This is a genomic window from Bradyrhizobium sp. 134 (assembly GCF_023074155.1).
In the GTDB taxonomy this organism is placed as follows: Bacteria; Pseudomonadota; Alphaproteobacteria; order Rhizobiales; family Xanthobacteraceae; genus Bradyrhizobium.
The window spans coordinates 437374-454669 of the sequence record NZ_JADPKX010000046.1 but is presented as its reverse complement, the minus strand read 5'-3'; the positions used below and the strand labels follow the sequence as shown (position 1 = coordinate 454669).

General features: G+C 63.2%; 19 protein-coding genes. 10 read left to right on the top strand and 9 right to left on the bottom strand.

The features are described from left to right. Positions 1-8 precede the first annotated feature (8 nt). The 5 genes from urtE to urtA form a co-directional block, all read right to left on the bottom strand. On the bottom strand, positions 9-704 hold the full coding sequence (gene urtE, locus IVA75_RS19510) for an urea ABC transporter ATP-binding subunit UrtE (protein WP_007599806.1): 696 nt from the start codon (positions 702-704) through the stop codon (positions 9-11). Between the two features lie 3 nt (positions 705-707). Further along, entirely contained in the window at positions 708-1469 is a 762-nt protein-coding gene (gene urtD / locus IVA75_RS19505; protein WP_247283666.1) for an urea ABC transporter ATP-binding protein UrtD, read from the bottom strand. After that, entirely contained in the window at positions 1466-2644 is a 1179-nt protein-coding gene (gene urtC / locus IVA75_RS19500; RefSeq protein ID WP_247283646.1) for an urea ABC transporter permease subunit UrtC, read from the bottom strand. The genes urtD and urtC overlap by 4 nt, the downstream gene beginning before the upstream one ends. After that, on the bottom strand, positions 2641-4248 hold the full coding sequence (urtB, locus tag IVA75_RS19495; RefSeq protein WP_247283643.1) for an urea ABC transporter permease subunit UrtB: 1608 nt from the start codon (positions 4246-4248) through the stop codon (positions 2641-2643). Before urtB ends, urtC begins: the two co-directional genes overlap by 4 nt. A gap of 84 nt (positions 4249-4332) precedes the next feature. Next, complete coding sequence (gene urtA, locus IVA75_RS19490) at positions 4333-5655, bottom strand: urea ABC transporter substrate-binding protein (protein WP_027570208.1); 1323 nt, start codon at positions 5653-5655, stop codon at positions 4333-4335. A 479-nt stretch (positions 5656-6134) separates the two neighbouring features. On the opposite strand from urtA, the gene IVA75_RS19485 reads away from it, so the two are divergent. The 3 genes from IVA75_RS19485 (at position 6135) to IVA75_RS19475 (ending at position 8525) form a co-directional block, all read left to right on the top strand. Beyond that, positions 6135-7730 (top strand): DEAD/DEAH box helicase, encoded by a 1596-nt coding sequence (locus IVA75_RS19485; protein WP_247283633.1) that lies wholly within the window; start codon positions 6135-6137, stop codon positions 7728-7730. Positions 7731-7753: 23 nt separating this feature from the next. Further along, entirely contained in the window at positions 7754-8041 is a 288-nt protein-coding gene (infA, locus tag IVA75_RS19480; protein WP_007599789.1) for a translation initiation factor IF-1, read from the top strand. A 271-nt stretch (positions 8042-8312) separates the two neighbouring features. Further along, positions 8313-8525 carry a cold-shock protein gene (locus tag IVA75_RS19475; protein ID WP_007599788.1) on the top strand — a complete coding sequence of 71 codons (213 nt, stop codon included), beginning with the start codon at positions 8313-8315 and terminating at the stop codon, positions 8523-8525. 76 nt (positions 8526-8601) lie between these two features. On the opposite strand, the gene IVA75_RS19470 is transcribed toward IVA75_RS19475, so the two are convergent. From IVA75_RS19470 to IVA75_RS19455, 4 genes are all read right to left on the bottom strand, one after another. Further along, complete coding sequence (locus IVA75_RS19470; protein ID WP_247283631.1) at positions 8602-9252, bottom strand: TadE/TadG family type IV pilus assembly protein; 651 nt, start codon at positions 9250-9252, stop codon at positions 8602-8604. A gap of 5 nt (positions 9253-9257) precedes the next feature. Beyond that, positions 9258-9830, bottom strand: a complete 573-nt coding sequence (locus IVA75_RS19465; protein ID WP_027570205.1) for a TadE/TadG family type IV pilus assembly protein — start codon at positions 9828-9830, stop codon at positions 9258-9260. A 261-nt stretch (positions 9831-10091) separates the two neighbouring features. Continuing rightward, positions 10092-10589 (bottom strand): pilus assembly protein N-terminal domain-containing protein, encoded by a 498-nt coding sequence (locus IVA75_RS19460; protein WP_027570204.1) that lies wholly within the window; start codon positions 10587-10589, stop codon positions 10092-10094. A 152-nt stretch (positions 10590-10741) separates the two neighbouring features. Then, the gene (locus IVA75_RS19455; protein WP_247283629.1) at positions 10742-11569 is read right to left on the bottom strand and encodes a sterol desaturase family protein; all 828 of its coding nucleotides are present in this window, start codon (positions 11567-11569) and stop codon (positions 10742-10744) included. 260 nt (positions 11570-11829) lie between these two features. Here IVA75_RS19455 and IVA75_RS19450 point away from each other — a divergent pair, with 260 nt between their 5' ends. From IVA75_RS19450 to IVA75_RS19420, 7 genes are all read left to right on the top strand, one after another. Then, positions 11830-11994, top strand: coding sequence for a Flp family type IVb pilin (locus IVA75_RS19450; RefSeq protein WP_007599783.1), 165 nt, complete (start codon positions 11830-11832; stop codon positions 11992-11994). 73 nt (positions 11995-12067) lie between these two features. Beyond that, positions 12068-12208, top strand: coding sequence for a hypothetical protein (locus tag IVA75_RS19445; RefSeq protein WP_197031224.1), 141 nt, complete (start codon positions 12068-12070; stop codon positions 12206-12208). Between the two features lie 122 nt (positions 12209-12330). Further along, positions 12331-12855, top strand: a complete 525-nt coding sequence (locus IVA75_RS19440) for a prepilin peptidase (RefSeq protein WP_027570202.1) — start codon at positions 12331-12333, stop codon at positions 12853-12855. A gap of 127 nt (positions 12856-12982) precedes the next feature. Further along, complete coding sequence (gene cpaB, locus IVA75_RS19435; protein ID WP_027570201.1) at positions 12983-13780, top strand: Flp pilus assembly protein CpaB; 798 nt, start codon at positions 12983-12985, stop codon at positions 13778-13780. A gap of 11 nt (positions 13781-13791) precedes the next feature. Beyond that, on the top strand, positions 13792-15267 hold the full coding sequence (locus IVA75_RS19430) for a type II and III secretion system protein family protein (protein ID WP_027570200.1): 1476 nt from the start codon (positions 13792-13794) through the stop codon (positions 15265-15267). 17 nt (positions 15268-15284) lie between these two features. Beyond that, on the top strand, positions 15285-16022 hold the full coding sequence (locus IVA75_RS19425; RefSeq protein WP_027570199.1) for a CpaD family pilus assembly protein: 738 nt from the start codon (positions 15285-15287) through the stop codon (positions 16020-16022). Next, on the top strand, positions 16019-17287 hold the full coding sequence (locus IVA75_RS19420; RefSeq protein WP_247283627.1) for an AAA family ATPase: 1269 nt from the start codon (positions 16019-16021) through the stop codon (positions 17285-17287). The genes IVA75_RS19425 and IVA75_RS19420 overlap by 4 nt, the downstream gene beginning before the upstream one ends. The last annotated feature ends 9 nt before the right edge of the window (positions 17288-17296 follow it).

Genomic DNA, 17296 nt, shown 5'->3' with positions numbered 1-17296 from the left:
AGAATGGCTTACAGCGCCATCTGGCGGCTGATTTCGCTCGCGTCGAGATTGGAGCGGTCGCAGGTGAACTTCACCGCGCCGCGATCCATCACCGCAAAACTGTCGCCGAGTTCGCAGGCAAAGTCGAGATATTGTTCGACCAGCACGATGGCGATGTTGCCGAGATTGCGCAGATACGAGATGGCTCGGCCGATGTCCTTGATGATCGAGGGCTGGATGCCCTCGGTCGGCTCGTCGAGCAGCAGCAGCTTTGGCCGCATCACCAGCGCGCGCCCGATCGCGAGCTGTTGCTGCTGGCCGCCGGAGAGATCGCCGCCGCGCCGGCCGAGCATGGATTGCAGCACCGGGAACAGCGAGTACACGTCGTCCGGAATGTGCTTGTCCTCGCGCCTGAGCGGGCCGAAGCCGGTCTTGAGATTTTCCTCGACCGTCAGAAGCGGAAATATCTCGCGCCCCTGCGGCACGAAGCCGATGCCCTTGCGCGCGCGCTCATAGGGCTTCAGACCCGTGATATCGTTGCCGTCGAGCACGATCGCGCCCGAGGAAATCGGGTACTGCCCGACCATCGCGCGCAGGAGCGAGGTCTTGCCGACGCCGTTGCGCCCGAGCACGCAAGTGACCTTGCCGGGTTCGGCCGCGATCGAGACGCCGCGCAGCGCCTGCGCCGCGCCGTAGAACAGGTTGATGTCCTTGACCTCAAGCATCGCTCACCGCCCCAGATAGACTTCGATGACCCGCTCGTTGGACGAGACCTGGTCGATGGTGCCTTCCGCGAGCACGGTCCCCTCGTGCAGGCAAGTGACCTTGACGCCGAGCTCGCGCACAAACGTCATGTCGTGCTCGACCACCATCACGGTGTGAGTCTTGTTGATTTGCTTGAGCAGCTCGGCGGTGAGATGCGTCTCCACGTCGGTCATGCCAGCGACGGGTTCGTCGACGAGAAGCAGTTTCGGATCCTGTGCGAGCAGCATGCCGATCTCGAGCCACTGCTTCTGGCCGTGGCTGAGGCTACCGGCGAGACGGGCGCGGGCATCGGTGAGGCGGATCGTCTCCAGCACCTTGTCGATCTGCTCGGATTCCGCCCGGCTGCCGCGCCAGAACAGCGCACCCTTGACGCTGTGGTCGACATTGAGCGCGAGCAACAGATTGTCCTGCACGGTCTGGCTCTCGAACACGGTCGGCTTCTGGAATTTGCGGCCGATGCCGAGCTCGGCGATGCGGGTCTCGTCCAGCCGCGTCAGATCGGTGACGCCGTCGAACAGCACGGTGCCTTCGTCAGGCTTGGTCTTGCCGGTGATGATGTCCATCATCGTGGTCTTGCCGGCGCCGTTCGGGCCGATGATGGCGCGCATCTCGCCGGGCTCGAGCGTCAGCGAGAGGTTGTTGATGGCGTGGAAGCCGTCGAACGAAACGTGCACGCCGTCGAGATAAAGCATTGCGGAGGTGGCGCGGGTGTCCATGACGTTCATTGAGCTTCCTCCGCCATTTTAGGTTCGGTGACGCCGTCTTCGGCCGCGGCGCTCGCAATGGTCGCGGCGTCGCGCCTTTCCTTCGACGAGTCCCACCAGGCGTTGAAAGTGCCGACGATGCCCTTGGGCAGCAGCAGCGTCACCAGGATGAACATGGCGCCCAGCATGAACAGCCAGTAAGGCGCGAGCATGCCGGAGGTGAAGAACGTCTTTGCGTAGTTGACGACGACGGCGCCAAGCGCAGCGCCGACCAGCGTACCGCGGCCGCCGACGGCGACCCAGATCACTGCCTCGATCGAATTGCCCGGCGCGAATTCGCTTGGGTTGATGATGCCGACCTGCGGCACATAGAGCGCGCCGGCGACGCCCGCCATGCAGGCCGACACCGTGAACACGAACAGCTTGTAGGACTCAACGCGGTAACCGAGGAAGCGCGTGCGCGATTCCGCATCGCGCACGGCGATCAGCACCTTGCCGAGCTTGGACGAGACGATGGCGCGGCAGATCAGGAAGCCGGCGATCAGCGCCAGACAGCTCAGCGCGAACAGCGCAGCACGCGTGCCCTCGGCCTGCACGTTGAAGCCCAGGATGTCCTTGAAGTCGGTCATGCCGTTGTTGCCGCCGAAGCCGAAATCGTTGCGGAAGAAGGCGAGCAGCAGTGCATAGGTCATCGCTTGCGTGATGATCGACAGATACACGCCCGTGACGCGGGAGCGGAAGGCGAGCCAGCCGAAGCAAAAGGCGAGCAGCCCCGGTACGACCAGCACCATCAGCGCGGCAAACCAGAACATGTCGAAGCCGTACCAGTACCAGGGCAGCTTCGAGTAGTTCAGGAACACCATGAAGTCCGGCAGGATCGGGTTGCCGTAGACGCCGCGGCTGCCGATCTGCCGCATCAGGTACATGCCCATCGCGTAGCCGCCGAGCGCGAAGAAGGCGCCGTGGCCGAGCGAGAGGATGCCGCAATAGCCCCAGATCAGGTCGATCGAGAGCGCCAGAATGGCGTAGCAGACATATTTGCCCCAGAGCGCGACGAGATAGGTCGGCACTTGCAGGAACGAGCCCGCCGGCAGCAGCAGGTTGGAGAGCGGGATGAGGATGCCGCAGGCCACGACGACGGCAAGGAAGATCGTCGCGCTGCGGTCCAGCGATCGCGTCAGCATGTGAGGGGTCATGCTTCCACCGCACGGCCCTTGAGCGCGAACAGGCCGCGCGGCCGCTTTTGAATGAACAGGATGATGAGAACGAGGATGGCGATCTTGCCGAGCACGGCGCCGGCGACCGGCTCCAGGAATTTGTTGGCGATGCCGAGCGTGAAGGCGCCGACCAGCGTGCCCCAGAGATTGCCTACGCCGCCGAACACCACGACCATGAAGCTGTCGATGATGTAGCTCTGGCCGAGATTGGGGCTGACATTGTCGATCTGCGACAGCGCCACGCCGGCGATGCCGGCGATGCCCGAACCGAGGCCGAAGGTCAGTGCGTCGACACGCGAGGTCGCGATACCCATCGAGGCCGCCATGCGGCGGTTCTGCGTCACCGCCCGCATCTCGAGCCCGAGCGCGGTATAGCGCAGCATCGCGAGCAGAATGACGAACACCGCGAGCGTGAAGACCAGGATCCAGAGCCGGTTATAGGTAATCGTGATCTGGCCGAGCTCGAACGCGCCACTCATCCAGGAGGGGTTGCCGACCTCGCGGTTGGTCGGACCGAACATGGTGCGCACTGCCTGCTGCAGCACCAGCGACAGGCCCCACGTCGCCAGCAGCGTCTCCAGCGGACGGCCGTAGAGAAAGCGGATGATGCTGCGCTCGATCACGACGCCGAGCGCGCCCGCCACCAGGAAGGCGAGCGGCACCGCGATCAGCAGTGAATAGTCGAACAGGCCGGGATAGCGGGTGCGGATCACCTCCTGCACCACGAAGGTGGTGTAGGCCCCGATCATCACCATCTCGCCATGGGCCATGTTGATGACGCCCATCACGCCGAACGTGATGGCAAGCCCGATCGCGGCAAGCAGCAGCACCGAACCGAGCGAGAGGCCGTACCAGGCATTCTGCACCATCGACCAGACCGCGAGCGAACTCTGGATCGAGCCGATTGCGCTCGCGGCAGCCTTGGTCACCGAGGCCGGCTGGTCGCCCATGCCGGTGAGCAGCGCCATCGCCTCCTGGTCGCCGCGCGCCTTGATGGTGGCAACGGCTTCGAGCTTCTCGACCTCGGTGGCATCAGGCTTGAACAACAGGATCGCCGCGCGGGCGTCGCCCAGCGCAGCCTTGACGGATCGGTTGGTTTCCTTGGCGAGCGCGCCGTCGACGGCTTCGAGCGACGTCTCCTCATGCGACTTGAAGACGGATTGCGCGGCCTGGAGCCGCGCTCCGATGTCGGGTGACTGCAGCGTCAGACTTCCGATCGCGGCATCGACGCTGCGGCGCAGGCGGTTGTTGAGGCGGACCGCGCTTGCACTGTCGGGCACGCTGGCCACGGCCTGACCGGTCGCGGCATCGATCGACTTGCCGTCGGCGCCGGTAACGTAAACCTTCTTGCTGTCCGGATCGGCCATCAGCCGGCCGTCCTGGAGCGCGCTGATGATCGGAAAGGCCAGCGTATTGCCGCTGCTGGCGACCACGCCGATCGCTTCTTCCGTGTCGGAATAATCGTCGTTGGCGAATTTGGCGACCGCATCTTCGAACGGACCAGCCAAGGCCGGCAGTGCGAACGCGATCAGGAACAACGAGAGCAGGAGCGAACAGAAGCGGGCGGACAAATTGGCTGGCACTGTGAAAGACCCCGGCAGAAAAGGGTGGAGAAGGCGGCCGGATCGCCGCCTTCTCCGATCGTGCAATGGAGTGTCAGATTCGGATCAGGAACCCGAACCGAGGCACTTGTTGCTCTTGGTGTTGAAGTTGCCGCACTTCTTGCCGACCCAGTCGCCGACCAGGTCCTTGGAGCCGTCGAGCTCCTTCGACCAGGCGTCGCCCGCGACAAGACCCGGGGTCTTCCACACCACGTCGAACTGGCCGTTGGCTTTGATTTCGCCAATGAACACCGGCTTGGTGATGTGATGGTTCGGAAGCATCTTGGAGGTGCCGCCGGTCAGATTCTTGGCTTCGATGCCCGGGAGCGCGTCGATCACCTTGTCCGGATCGGTCGACTTCACCTTCTCGACCGCCTTGACCCACATGTCGAAGCCGATCACGTGCGCTTCCATCGGATCGTTGGTCACGCGCTTCGGATTCTTGGTGTAGGTCTGCCACGCCTTGATGAACTTCTCGTTCTCCGGCGACTTGATCGACTGGAAGTAGTTCCAGGCGGCGAGATGGCCGAGCAGCGGCTTGGTGTCGATGCCGGCGAGTTCTTCCTCACCCACCGAGAACGCGACGACCGGGATGTCCTTCGCCTTGATGCCCTGGTTGCCGAGCTCCTTGTAGAAAGGAACGTTGGCGTCGCCGTTGATGGTCGAGACCACGGCGGTCTTCTTGCCGGCCGAGCCGAATTTCTTGATGTCGGCCACGATCGTCTGCCAGTCGGAATGACCGAACGGCGTGTAGTTGATCATGATGTCTTCCTGGGCGACACCCTTGGACTTCAGATAGGCTTCCAGGATCTTGTTGGTGGTGCGCGGATAGACGTAGTCGGTGCCCGCGAGCACCCAGCGCTTCACCTTCTCGTCCTTCATCAGATAGTCGACGGCGGGGATCGCCTGCTGGTTCGGCGCGGCACCGGTGTAGAACACGTTGCGCTCGCTCTCCTCGCCCTCGTACTGCACGGGGTAGAACAGGATGCTGTTCAGCTCCTTGAACACCGGGAGCACCGACTTGCGCGACACCGAGGTCCAGCAGCCGAACACGACCGAGACCTTGTCCTTGGTGATCAGCTCGCGCGCCTTCTCGGCGAACAGCGGCCAGTTCGAAGCGGGATCGACGACGACGGCTTCGAGTTTCTTGCCGTTGACGCCGCCCTTCTTGTTCTGCTCGTCGATCAGGAAGAGGATGGTGTCCTTCAGCGTGGTCTCGCTGATGGCCATGGTGCCGGAGAGAGAATGAAGCACGCCGACCTTGATGGTGTCGTCCGCGGCTTTCGCACCGGAAATGGAAGCCAGACCAAGCATCAGTCCGGCGGTCGCGGCGAGAACGCCACGGCGGCTAAATGGCGCCGCTATATCGTGAGTGGATTTGCTATGCATGAGTGTCTCATCTCCCTGACGCAGACGTGAAAAACGCTGCGAAACGGCCCCAACGGCCGCCTGCGACTAACGGATTCGCAAGAACCGTGCCATGGATTAGACACATATTAGGCCATTGATTTCGCTGGCGAAATCGACAGAAAACCAAGCATCGCCATCGCCGCGTCGCCTAAACATTGAGCAATTCAAATGTATGCGAATGCGGCAGGCAGGCTATTTTCTAAGCAAATTTCCACCCCTGGCTAAATTTCCGGCATAACTATTTCTGCACCGCGATCGCCATTTGTGGTGCGCCTGCCTTGAAAGCGCCGCCTCAATGTTCCATATGGGGGGCGAGGTCTCTTGCGAATCAGAGACCGTTGCGAGCCGCGTGTTCTTAAGCCCTTACGGGCGTCTGGCTTGCCCCATCCCATCAAGCCATCCGACACCCCAAACACGCAGGTGTCCCTCTCGACACCCTTTTGCGCGCGCCGCGCCGAATGCGCCGGGCGACCGCTTTTGACATGGAAAGAACCCACCTTTTGACTTCGTTTCAGGATTTCGGCCTCGCCGAACCCATCGCTCGTGCTCTCACCGAAGAGAACTACGTCACCCCCACCCCCATCCAGACCCAGACGATTCCGACCGCGCTGACCGGCCGCGACGTCGTCGGCATCGCCCAGACCGGAACCGGCAAGACCGCGTCCTTCGCGCTGCCGATCCTGCACCGCCTGCTCGAGAATCGCATCAAGCCGCAGCCGAAGACGACCCGCGTCCTGGTGCTGTCGCCGACCCGCGAACTGTCAGGCCAGATCCTCGACAGTTTCAATGCCTATGGCCGCCACATCCGCCTGTCCTCGACCCTCGCCATCGGCGGCGTGCCGATGGGCCGTCAGGTCCGCTCGCTGATGCAGGGCGTCGAGGTGCTGGTCGCCACCCCCGGCCGTTTGCTCGACCTCGTGCAGAGCAACGGACTGAAGCTTGGAAGCGTCGAATTCCTCGTGCTCGACGAGGCCGACCGCATGCTCGACATGGGCTTCATCAACGACATCCGCAAAATCGTCGCCAAGCTGCCGATCAAGCGGCAGACGCTGTTCTTCTCGGCCACCATGCCGAAGGACATCGCCGAGCTGGCCGACGCCATGCTGCGCGACCCTGCCCGCGTCGCGGTGACCCCGGTCTCCTCGACCGTGGAGCGCATCCAGCAGCGCATCATCCAGGTCGACTTCTCCGCCAAGCCGGCGTTCCTCGCCCAGCTGTTGAAGCAGGAGCAGGTCAACCGAGCCCTGGTCTTTACGCGCACCAAGCACGGCGCCGACAAGGTCGTTAAGACACTCGAGAAGGCGGGGATCCCCGCCAGCGCCATCCACGGTAACAAGTCGCAGAACCATCGCGAACGGACGCTTGCCCAGTTCCGCACCGGTGAAATCCGCACGCTGGTCGCCACCGATATCGCCGCCCGCGGCATCGATGTCGACGGCATCACCCACGTCATCAATTTCGACCTGCCCAACGTGCCGGAGACCTATGTGCATCGCATCGGTCGCACCGCGCGCGCGGGTGCCGAGGGTACCGCGATCTCACTGGTCGCAGGCGGCGAGGAGCTGAGCTATCTCCGCGATATCGAGCGGCTGATCAAAGTGGCGCTGCCGCGTGAGGATCGCCGCACCGACGCCGGCCGCCGCGATGCGGGCCCTCCCCCGCAGCAGCAACGACAGGGTCGGCCGGGCCGCCCGGGCCAGCGTCCGCAAGGCGCAAGGTCTGGTGAGGGACGCCACGGTGACGGTCGCCGTGCCGACGAAAGGCATGCGGACGGGCGCCACCACAGTGCCGCCAAGCAGGGCGACGGAAGACCCGGCGAGGGACGGCATGGCGACGCCAGGCGTGCTGACGCACGGCCCGGCAGTGGCCCGAAGGCTTCGAAGGCCCCTCGTCGCGACCACACCGGCGGCAAGGCGCATTCTTCGCCAAACGGCCGTCCGGAACAGCGTTCCGCGCATAGCGCCGGGGCGTCTGATGGGATACAAGGCGTTGCCTTTTTGCGCCGCGAGAGTCGGCCGAACGGCCAACCGAACCGCAAACCCCATTCGCACTAGCCGTCCACGACCTGGAGAAATTCATGGCTAAGGAAGAGCTGATCCAGTTCGAAGGACTGGTCACCGAAATCCTCCCCGACGCGCGCTATCGCGTGCAGCTCGATGCCGGACACGAGATCGTCGCCTACACCGCCGGCAAGATGAAGAAGAACCGCATCAAAACTCTGGCGGGCGACCGCGTGACGGTGGAGATGTCGCCCTATGACCTCGAAAAGGGCCGGCTGATTTTCCGCCACAAGGACGAACGTCCGAGCGGGATGGGCGGACCTCCGCGCCCCGGGCAGCGCGGCGGCCAGTTCCGCCGCCGCTAGTCGGCAGGCTCAGCGCGCGAGCGCGGACCTGAAGTTCCTACCTGTTATGCTGATCCGCCGTGAACATCACGGCGGATCAAAAAATCGTGCACGTCAGCATTGTTTTGGGATTCTGTTTCGAATAAAATGAATTAATCGATTTTCGGCCGGACGACATTAGCATCCACCGGTACAGCCGGTTCAGACACGCTGACGACCCTTCCAAAATTCGATCTAACCTGTCCGCGCGAGCGGGCTCTGACATTGTGTTATCTGAGAAGGGACTACCCCCATGAGCATGGGAACCGTGAAGTGGTTTAACGCGACCAAAGGCTTCGGCTTCATCCAGCCCGACGATGGCGGCCAGGACGTGTTCGTCCACATCAGCGCTGTGGAGCGTGCAGGCCTCGGCACGCTGCGCGAAGGTCAGAAGATCTCCTACGAGATCGTGGCCGACCGCCGTTCCGGCAAGTCGGCAGCGGACAACCTCCGTTCCGCCGGTTGAGCCTACCGCTTACGGCCCCGATCGGCTCGAGCGAACAAGTTAAAGAAAAGGCCGGGCGCAATGCCCGGCCTTTTTTCTAGTTCAGGGGGCACGGCAGCGACGGTACGCCGTTGTAAGGAACGCAGGTGACCTGGCGCGGCCGCGTGTAGGAGACATCGCTCAGCGTGATGCCCGACTTCAGAACAAATTTGACAGAAGGCGTGTAGAGGTAACTCGCCTCGCTGTAAATGAGGTAGGTCTTCGGGATCAAGAGCGTCGACGGAATCATCGAGGTGACCGTGGTACCAGCAACCAGAGCCGAGGGCGGTGCCGTCAGCGTGGCCTGCGTCGCACCGTTGGCAATGGTGGCGGACTGGCTCCATTTAATTTTGGCGACGCTGCTCGAGTCGATATAGATCTGAAGAACCGTGCCGTTCACGAGCGTAGCGTCGTAAGGCATGATCATCGAAATGCTTGCCGTGAACGTGTCCTGCAAGTCGCTCGAGTCGAGCGACGTTGACTGCGACGTCAAATCGGACAGTGTCCGTGCAATCATTGTGACTTTGCGATCAATCGCCACGGCCGATGAAAATTCGACGGTACCGAAGAACATCACCAACATCAGCGGCACGATGACCGCGAATTCGGTCGCCGCGAGCGCGCGCTTGTCGGCGACGAAGTCACGCACGAAGTGACCGGTATTCCTCCAGATATGCGCAATCGGCTGCATCGGCTTGCTCGAATCCATCTGTCTCAAAAAGGTTCGTTCTTGAAGGCCGCGGTCGCGACCAGCAGCCGTTTGTTGCTGCAGCCCATGTTGAAGCCAAGGCCGGTGACGATGAGCGGCCACTGATAGAACAGGCGCACCACGACGACCTGGCCGGCGGCCCCGGCATTGTACTGCACGCCGGCCGGGTTGAAGCTGCAGGAATTGCCGTAGCTGGTGAGGCTTAGTGCTCCGAACGAGTTTGTACTCACAACGTCGATGTAGAGCTTGGTGCAATCAAAGAGCGCTGGGATCTGGCTGCAGACGTAAGCCTTGAACGTCGTTTGCGAGCAGGGCGTGCTCACGCCGGACACCGCGCAGGCCGCCACCGAACCGGATTGCGCCTGCCCCGTCAGCAACACCCGCGCGGAATTCTGGCTGGCGCTCTCGAGCACCTGGGTCGCCAAGAACATCAGCGCCGTCTCGATGATGGCGAACAGCAGCGCGAAGAACATCGGTGCGACCAGCGCGAACTCGACGGCTGCGGAGCCGCGGCGACTGCCGCGAAACCGGCGCAGCATGGCGAGGAGCGTGAACCTCGTAGGTGCAGGCGAAGGCATCAAATTCCCCAGCAGCAGCAGCAATCATCTGCCATGTTCAATAGCGGAAACTGATTGTTTAAGTGTTTCAGGCGATCCGCACCCGGCGACCCGGGCCATTAGGGGCGCGTTAACCGTGAACGACCCAGGCCAAGGAGACGAGAGCATTGAGACGAGCATACGGAGAGAGAAACTCATGCGCCCGCATCGGCCCGGGGCGATCCTTGCCCCGGCAAGCCCGCCAATCAAACTCGCTGGTTGGTCTTACCTGGTTGGTCTTACTCAGTTCGTCTTGGCGCCCGCACCAGCATTGCCGCTGGCCGTGCTGCTCAACGAACCGGCCTGACTCATCGTGTTGTTGAAATAGGTGTCGCTGTCGCCGAGCGTCACGCGACGCTGGCAAACCGGCATGCAGCTGTAGGACTCGCGCTCGATCCCGCGATAGACGGTGACGAGCCGATCGCTCGGACCTTCGACCTGGATCTGGCGATCGACCAGGATCTCGCCGCCTCGGTCGAGCGCGATGAAATTGGTGGCGCCATAGCCCTTGCCGGTCACGACGATCATGCCACCAGGCTGGAGCGTGACGTCGGCGATCATGGGATTGCCGACCACGATGGTCGCCACCTTGCCAGGCAACCGCACCAGCTTGGCCTGGTCGACATTCACGGCTATGGCATCTGCGGTCGGCTCGGCAAGGCCAGCAGCCGGCGATGCCAGCACCGCGGCCGCAACCAGAAGACAGACGCGCGCATGACGGCGCAGCAGTTGTTTACGCATACTCTTACCCCCGGGACGTCACAAACCGGCAGAAGCAATCAGATAACAGCCGAGCCGGTGCCCGACCCGGCTAACCTGCCCTCAATTCGTGAACGTTCCGCAAATTCGCCGAGTATTGTTTGAACGGACTGGCATTTCGCGGCCCCGAGAACCTAGCGGCGGAACGGATAGGCAAGCTGCCCTCCGATCTCCTTCGGCATGGTGGCTTCATCCTTGCCGTAATCCTGCGGCAATTGCCCCGCGGGCATCCGGAAAGTGCCGAACAGCACATCCCAGATCGGGAACGTGCCGGCAAAATTGGTGTCGCCGCCCTCCGCGAGCGAGGTGTGGTGCCAGCGATGGAACACCGGCGTCGCCAGCACATATTTGAACGGCCCGAAGGTCCAGTTGAGGTTGGCGTGCACGAAGGCCGAATGGAAGGTCGTGAACGGGGCCAGCCAGACCATGGCGTTCGGCGAAATGCCGGCCATCAGCAGCACGACGTCGACCGCGATCGTACCGAGCACGAGATTGACGGGATGGAAGCGGGCCGCGGAAATCCAGCTGATCTCCTCCGAGGAGTGATGGATCGCGTGATACTTCCAGAACCCGCCGCCGTGGAACAGCCGGTGCAGCCAGTACAGCATGAAATCGGACAGGACCAGGAACAGCACGGCCTGGACCCAGAGCGGCAATAGCGACAGCGGGCCGTGGCCATTGTCGTAGAAGGCGATGAGTTCGTCGGCATCATGGATGTTGAAGACGAAGCTCGCACCGACGATCAGAAGGCTGATCCGCATGACACGTGCAAACACCGGAACGACAAACCAGTAGCAGATGTCCGTGACGATCTCCCGCTTGCGCCACCAGGGCACGCCGGGATTGCAGGCCCAGACGTGCTCGAGCACGGTGAAGACCACCGCGAGCGCGAAAGTCGTGGGGATCACCTTCGCGATGGTCTCGCCGAGCATCAGGGCGATTTCCATGGGCAGGCTCGACATTGTCGCCTCTCTTGCGAATTGCTGGTCCCGCCTACGCGTACTCCCTCAAATTTAAGGGACGGTGAAGCCGGAACTGCGCTTGCTGCACATCCGGAACTGGAACGATTGCAGCTGGCTGCCTTAAGGCGAAATTCACTCTGGCCAGCGGCAGGCGGGTTTGCCCAATCGAATTAACTCTCCCGAAAGAGCTCGGATCTCATGGTCATTGGGTCAAGCACAACGCCGAACGAGGCGATCCCACCCCAGATGGAGTTTTGTTCATGAAGAACCTGATTGCGCGTTTCGCGAAAGATGAATCCGGCGCCACCGCCATCGAATACGGCCTGATCGCCGCCGGCATCGCGCTGGCCATCATCACCGTCGTCAACAATCTCGGCACCACGCTGAACGCCAAGTTCACCTCGATCAGCAGCTCGCTGAAGTAAGCGATCGACGAACGACGGCAAAAGCCCCGGGCCTCCGGGGCCTTTGTTTTTCAGACGGCGAGTTCCAGTGGCGTTGAGCAAGTACAGAACCGATGCCGCGGTCGCGGCAAACGCGGCGGAGGCCGCGCAGACCGGCTCGCCGGCTTACTGGGTCTGCCTGGCCCTGCTGCTTGCGACCGTCGCGCTCGCCGCACGCATCGCCTCCCTCTGGTGAGCACGCCTTCGGCTGGCTCCGCCCATCGAAACGGCTGCCGCCGTTTTCGGTTTGTTTAGCACTGCCGGCTAGAATCCGGCGACGCCAGCTCCGCGGCAAACCCAGGCCTCAAGACGCGACCCATGATCCTCGACCTTGCGCGCCTTCTGCTCTTCCCTGCCCTGATGGCGTTTGCCGCCGCGAGCGATCTCTTCACGATGACGATCTCTAACCGCGTATCGCTGGCGCTGGTCGCCGGCTTTTTCGCGCTCGCTCTCGCCGGTGGCATGGCACCTTACGAGATGCTGAGCCATGTCGGCTCAGGTGCGCTCGTCCTGGTCGTGGCTTTCACCTGTTTTGCGATGGGCTGGGTCGGCGGTGGCGATGCCAAGGTCGCGGCCTCCGTCGCACTCTGGTTCGGGTTCGCACAGCTGATGAACTTCCTGCTCTACGCCTCGCTGTTCGGCGGGGCGCTGACGCTGCTCCTGCTCCAGTTCCGGCAGTGGCCGCTGCCTTATGGGCTGGCGGGCCAGGCCTGGCTCGCGCGGCTGCACGCCAAGGAGAGCGGCATTCCCTACGGCATCGCGCTCGCAATGAGTGCGCTGATGGTCTACCCGGAGACCGAATGGGTGAAGGCGATCGACCTCGCTCACCTCGCATTGCGCTGAACGCATCGGGTCAACCCGGCGTTAAGGCGATTTAGATACGCCTCATTAACCATGCTTTGACGAATAGCTGGTCAACTGCCGATTACGGCGGCGTCAGCGTCGCGGCGTTTGTTGGAAAGTGAAGCGTATGAATAGGGCACGCATTGTCGTCCTGACGGTCGCCATCTGCGCCGGCGGTGTCGCCGCGTATCTGGCGAGCGGCTCGGACAATTCTGCGCCGCCTCCGGCTCCGGTCGCGCAGCTTCCCACCGTCGACGTCCTGGTCGCCAAGAACGACATCGGCCTCGGCCAGACCGTCAAGCCGGAAGACGTGCAATGGCAGACCTGGCCGTCCGCGACCGCCAGCACCACCTTCATCCGCCGCAACGAGCGCCCCGAGGGGGTAACCCAGGTCACCGGCTCGATCGCACGATCTCCCTTCATCCAGGGTGAGCCGATCCGCGACCAGAAGCTGGTCAAGGCCGAAGGCTCCGGCTTCATGGCGGCAATCCTGCCCACCGGCATGCGGGCGATTTCGACCGAGATCTCGCCGGAAACCGGCGCAGGCGGCTTCATCCTCCCCAACGACCGCGTCGACGTGCTTCTGACGCGCCGTCTCAAGAATCCGGACCAGAGCAGCGGCGCCCCTGATGTGATCACGTCCGAGATCATCCTGGCCAATATCCGCGTCCTGGCCATCGACCAGGCGCCGAAGGAGAAGGACGGGCAGAACGCGGTGGTCGGCAAGACCGTCACCCTCGAGCTCAATCCTGCGCAGACTGCGACGCTCTCCTCCGCACGCCAGAGCGGCACGCTGTCGCTGGCGTTGCGCAGCATCGTCGACGTCAAGCTCAGCGAGATCACGCTCGATGATTCCGCGCAGAAGCGCGATGGCATTTCGATCATTCGGTACGGTATCCCAAGCTCGACGGCGAAGGCACGATGAGGACTGTCGATATGAAATGCAGGGCGAACTTGGCGACGATGCGAACCTCTGTGGTCCGCGCCCTGTCGTTTTCGGCCACCGTCGCGCTCGCGCTCAACCCGGTGCTGACCCCTGTGGTTGCCGCCGACTATCGCCCTGTGGCGCAGGCTGCGGCCGACGGTCAGATGAACGCGCGATTCCTCTCGCTCGGCATCGGCAAGTCGATCGTGATCGACCTTCCGCGTGACATCAAGGACGTGCTCGTCGCCGATCCCAAGATCGCCAACGCGGTCGTCCGCTCGGCGCAGCGCGCCTACATCATCGGCGCCGCGATCGGCCAGACCAACATCGTGTTCTTCGATTCCGCCGGCCAGCAGATTGCGGCCTATGACATCGCCGTCAAGCGCGACCTCAACGGCGTACGGGCCGCGCTGAAGCAGGTCCTGCCGAACTCAGACATCCAGATCGACGGGCTAGGCGACGGCATCATCCTGACCGGTTCGGCCGCGAATCCTGCCGAAGCCCAGCAGGCCAACGACCTCGCCGTGCGCCTCGCGGGCGGCCCCGAGAAGGTCGTGAACTCGATCGTGGTCCGCGGCCGCGACCAGGTCATGCTCAAGGTGACTGTTGCCGAAGTGCAGCGCAGCATCATCAAGCAGCTCGGAATCGACCTTACCGCCAACCTCAGCTACGGCACCTCGGTCGTCAGCTTCAGCAACTCCAATCCGTTCACGGCTCTCGGCAAGAACCTCGTCGACGGCAACAATCTGACCACCAAGTTCGGCGGGGCCCCGTCGGTGCAGGCCACCCTGCGTGCGATGGAAACCGCGGGTGTGATCCGGACGCTGGCCGAACCGAATCTGACCGCGATCTCCGGTGAATCGGCAACATTCATCGCCGGCGGTGAATTCCCGGTGCCTGCCGGCTACGCGTGCGACCCTACCACGCACGTTTGTACTACCCAGATCAGCTTCAAAAAGTTCGGCATCTCGCTCAACTTCACCCCCGTCGTTCTCACCGAGGGCAAGATCAGCCTGCGGGTGATGACGGAGGTCTCTGAGCTCTCCAATGAAAACGCGATCACGCTGTCCCAGGCCGTGACCTCGACCTCGGTCAACTCGCTCACGGTGCCCTCGATCAAGACCCGCCGCGCAGAAACCTCGCTGGAAATTCCCTCCGGCGGCGCGATGGCTATGGCCGGCCTGATCCAGCAGCAGACCAAGCAGGCGGTCAGCGGACTGCCGGGCCTGATGCAGCTCCCGGTCCTCGGCACGCTGTTCCGCAGCCGCGACTTCGTCAACAACGCGACCGAGCTGGTCGTGATCGTGACGCCCTATATCGTTCGCGCAGTTGCGCAAAAGGATCTGTCGCGGCCGGATGATGGCTTCTCCGCGCCTGCGGATCCGCAGGCCGAACTGCTCGGCAACATCAACCGCATCTACGGCGTGCCCGGCCGGACCGAACCGGCCAAGAACTACCGCGGCACCTACGGCTTCATCACCGATTGAGGCGGAACGGGGACTTCATGAAGATCACTAGACCACCCCAGATTCGCAGGCGCGCCATCCACCTCGGCGGCGCGCTCGTCGGCATGGCGCTCGCCCTTGGCGGCTGCCAGCATGACGAAGCGGTCACCGCCTCCATTCCCGACAACTACAAGCAGCGCCATCCGATCGCCATCGAGGAGCAGAATCGCTCCATCGTCGTCTTCGTCGGCCATGCCCGCGGCGGCTTGACCGCCGCCCAGCGCGCCGACGTGATGGGCGTCGCATCGGCCTGGATGCACGAAGGCACCGGCGCGATCCAGATCGACGTGCCGTCCGGCACGCCCAACGCGCGTCCGGTCGCGGACACCATGCGTGAAATCCAGGCGATCCTGTCAGCGGCAGGCGTTCCGCCGCGCGGCGTCAGCGCCCGTTCTTACCAGCCGGAAGACAAGCGCTTCCTGCCGCCGATCCGGCTCACCTATTCCAAGATCGCCGCGGTCGCGGGTCCTTGCGGCCTGTGGCCGGAAGACATCGGCCCTTCGATGAAGAACAAGAGCTGGTTCGAGAACAAGGAATATTACAATTACGGCTGCGCTTATCAGCGCAACCTTGCGGCGATGGTCGACAATCCGTCAGATCTCGAGCAGCCGCGGCCCGAAACGCCGTCCTACACGCCGCGGCGCACCGCCGCGTTCGAGAAGTATCGCAAGGGAATGCCGACGGCGGTCGCCTATCCTGAGGCCGACAAGGCCAAACTCAGCGACACCGGCAAATGATCAGCTACGCTCGCCAGCCCCAAGAAGAGCAGTCCGAGGCATCGTTCCCGCCGGCCGAGGAGCATATTGCGCCTGCCCCCCGCGTTTCCGTCCAGGCTTTCTGCGAGACCGTGGAAACGGCGGCTGCCGTGCAGTCGGCCGGCGAAGATCGCCGTCTCGGCAAGGCCCATCTCAAGATCCAGATGGGCGGTATGGCGGCTGCGGTCGAAGCCTACCGCTCGGCACCCACGCCGAACGTGATCGTGCTCGAAAGCGACGGCCGCAACGACCTCCTGGGCGGGCTCGATCATCTCGCAACCGTCTGCGACGCCGGCACCCGCGTGGTCGTGATCGGCCGCATCAACGACGTCATGCTCTACCGCGAGCTGGTGCGCCGCGGCGTCAGCGACTACGTGCTCGCGCCGGTCGGCGCGATCGACGTCGTGCGCTCGATCTGCAACCTGTTCTCGGCGCCGGAAGCCAAGGCCGTCGGCCGTATCATCGCCGTGGTCGGCGCCAAGGGCGGCGTCGGCGCGTCAACCATCTCCCACAACGTCGCCTGGGCGATCGCCCGCGATCTCGCGATGGACGCGGTCGTCGCCGACCTCGACCTCGCCTTCGGCACTGCTGGGCTCGACTATAACCAGGATCCGCCGCAGGGTATTGCCGACGCCGTGTTCTCGCCCGATCGCGTCGATACCGCCTTCATCGACCGCCTGCTGTCGAAATGCACCGACCACCTCAGCCTGCTGGCGGCGCCGGCGACGCTCGACCGGGTCTATGATTTCGGCGCCGACGCCTTCGATGCCGTGTTCGACACGCTGCGCTCCACCATGCCCTGCATCGTGCTCGACGTTCCGCACCAATGGTCGGGCTGGACAAAACGCGCCCTGATCGGAGCGGACGACATCCTGATCGTGGCGGCACCCGACCTCGCCAATTTGCGCAACACCAAAAACCTGTTCGATCTCCTGAAGGCCGCGCGTCCGAACGACCGTCCGCCGCTCTACTGCCTGAACCAGGTCGGCGTGCCGAAACGGCCCGAAATCGCCGCGGCGGAGTTCGCCAAGGCGATCGAGAGCCAGCCGGTCGTCTCGATCCCCTTCGAGCCGCAGATCTTCGGCTCGGCGGCCAATAACGGCCAGATGATCGCGGAGATCTCGGCCAATCACAAATCAATCGAGATGTTCCTTCAGATCGCCCAGCGCCTGACCGGCCGCAGCGAAACGAAGAAGCAAAAGTCGTCCCTGCTTTCACCCCTGATTGAGAAGTTGCGGGGAAAATAGGTCGCCGCA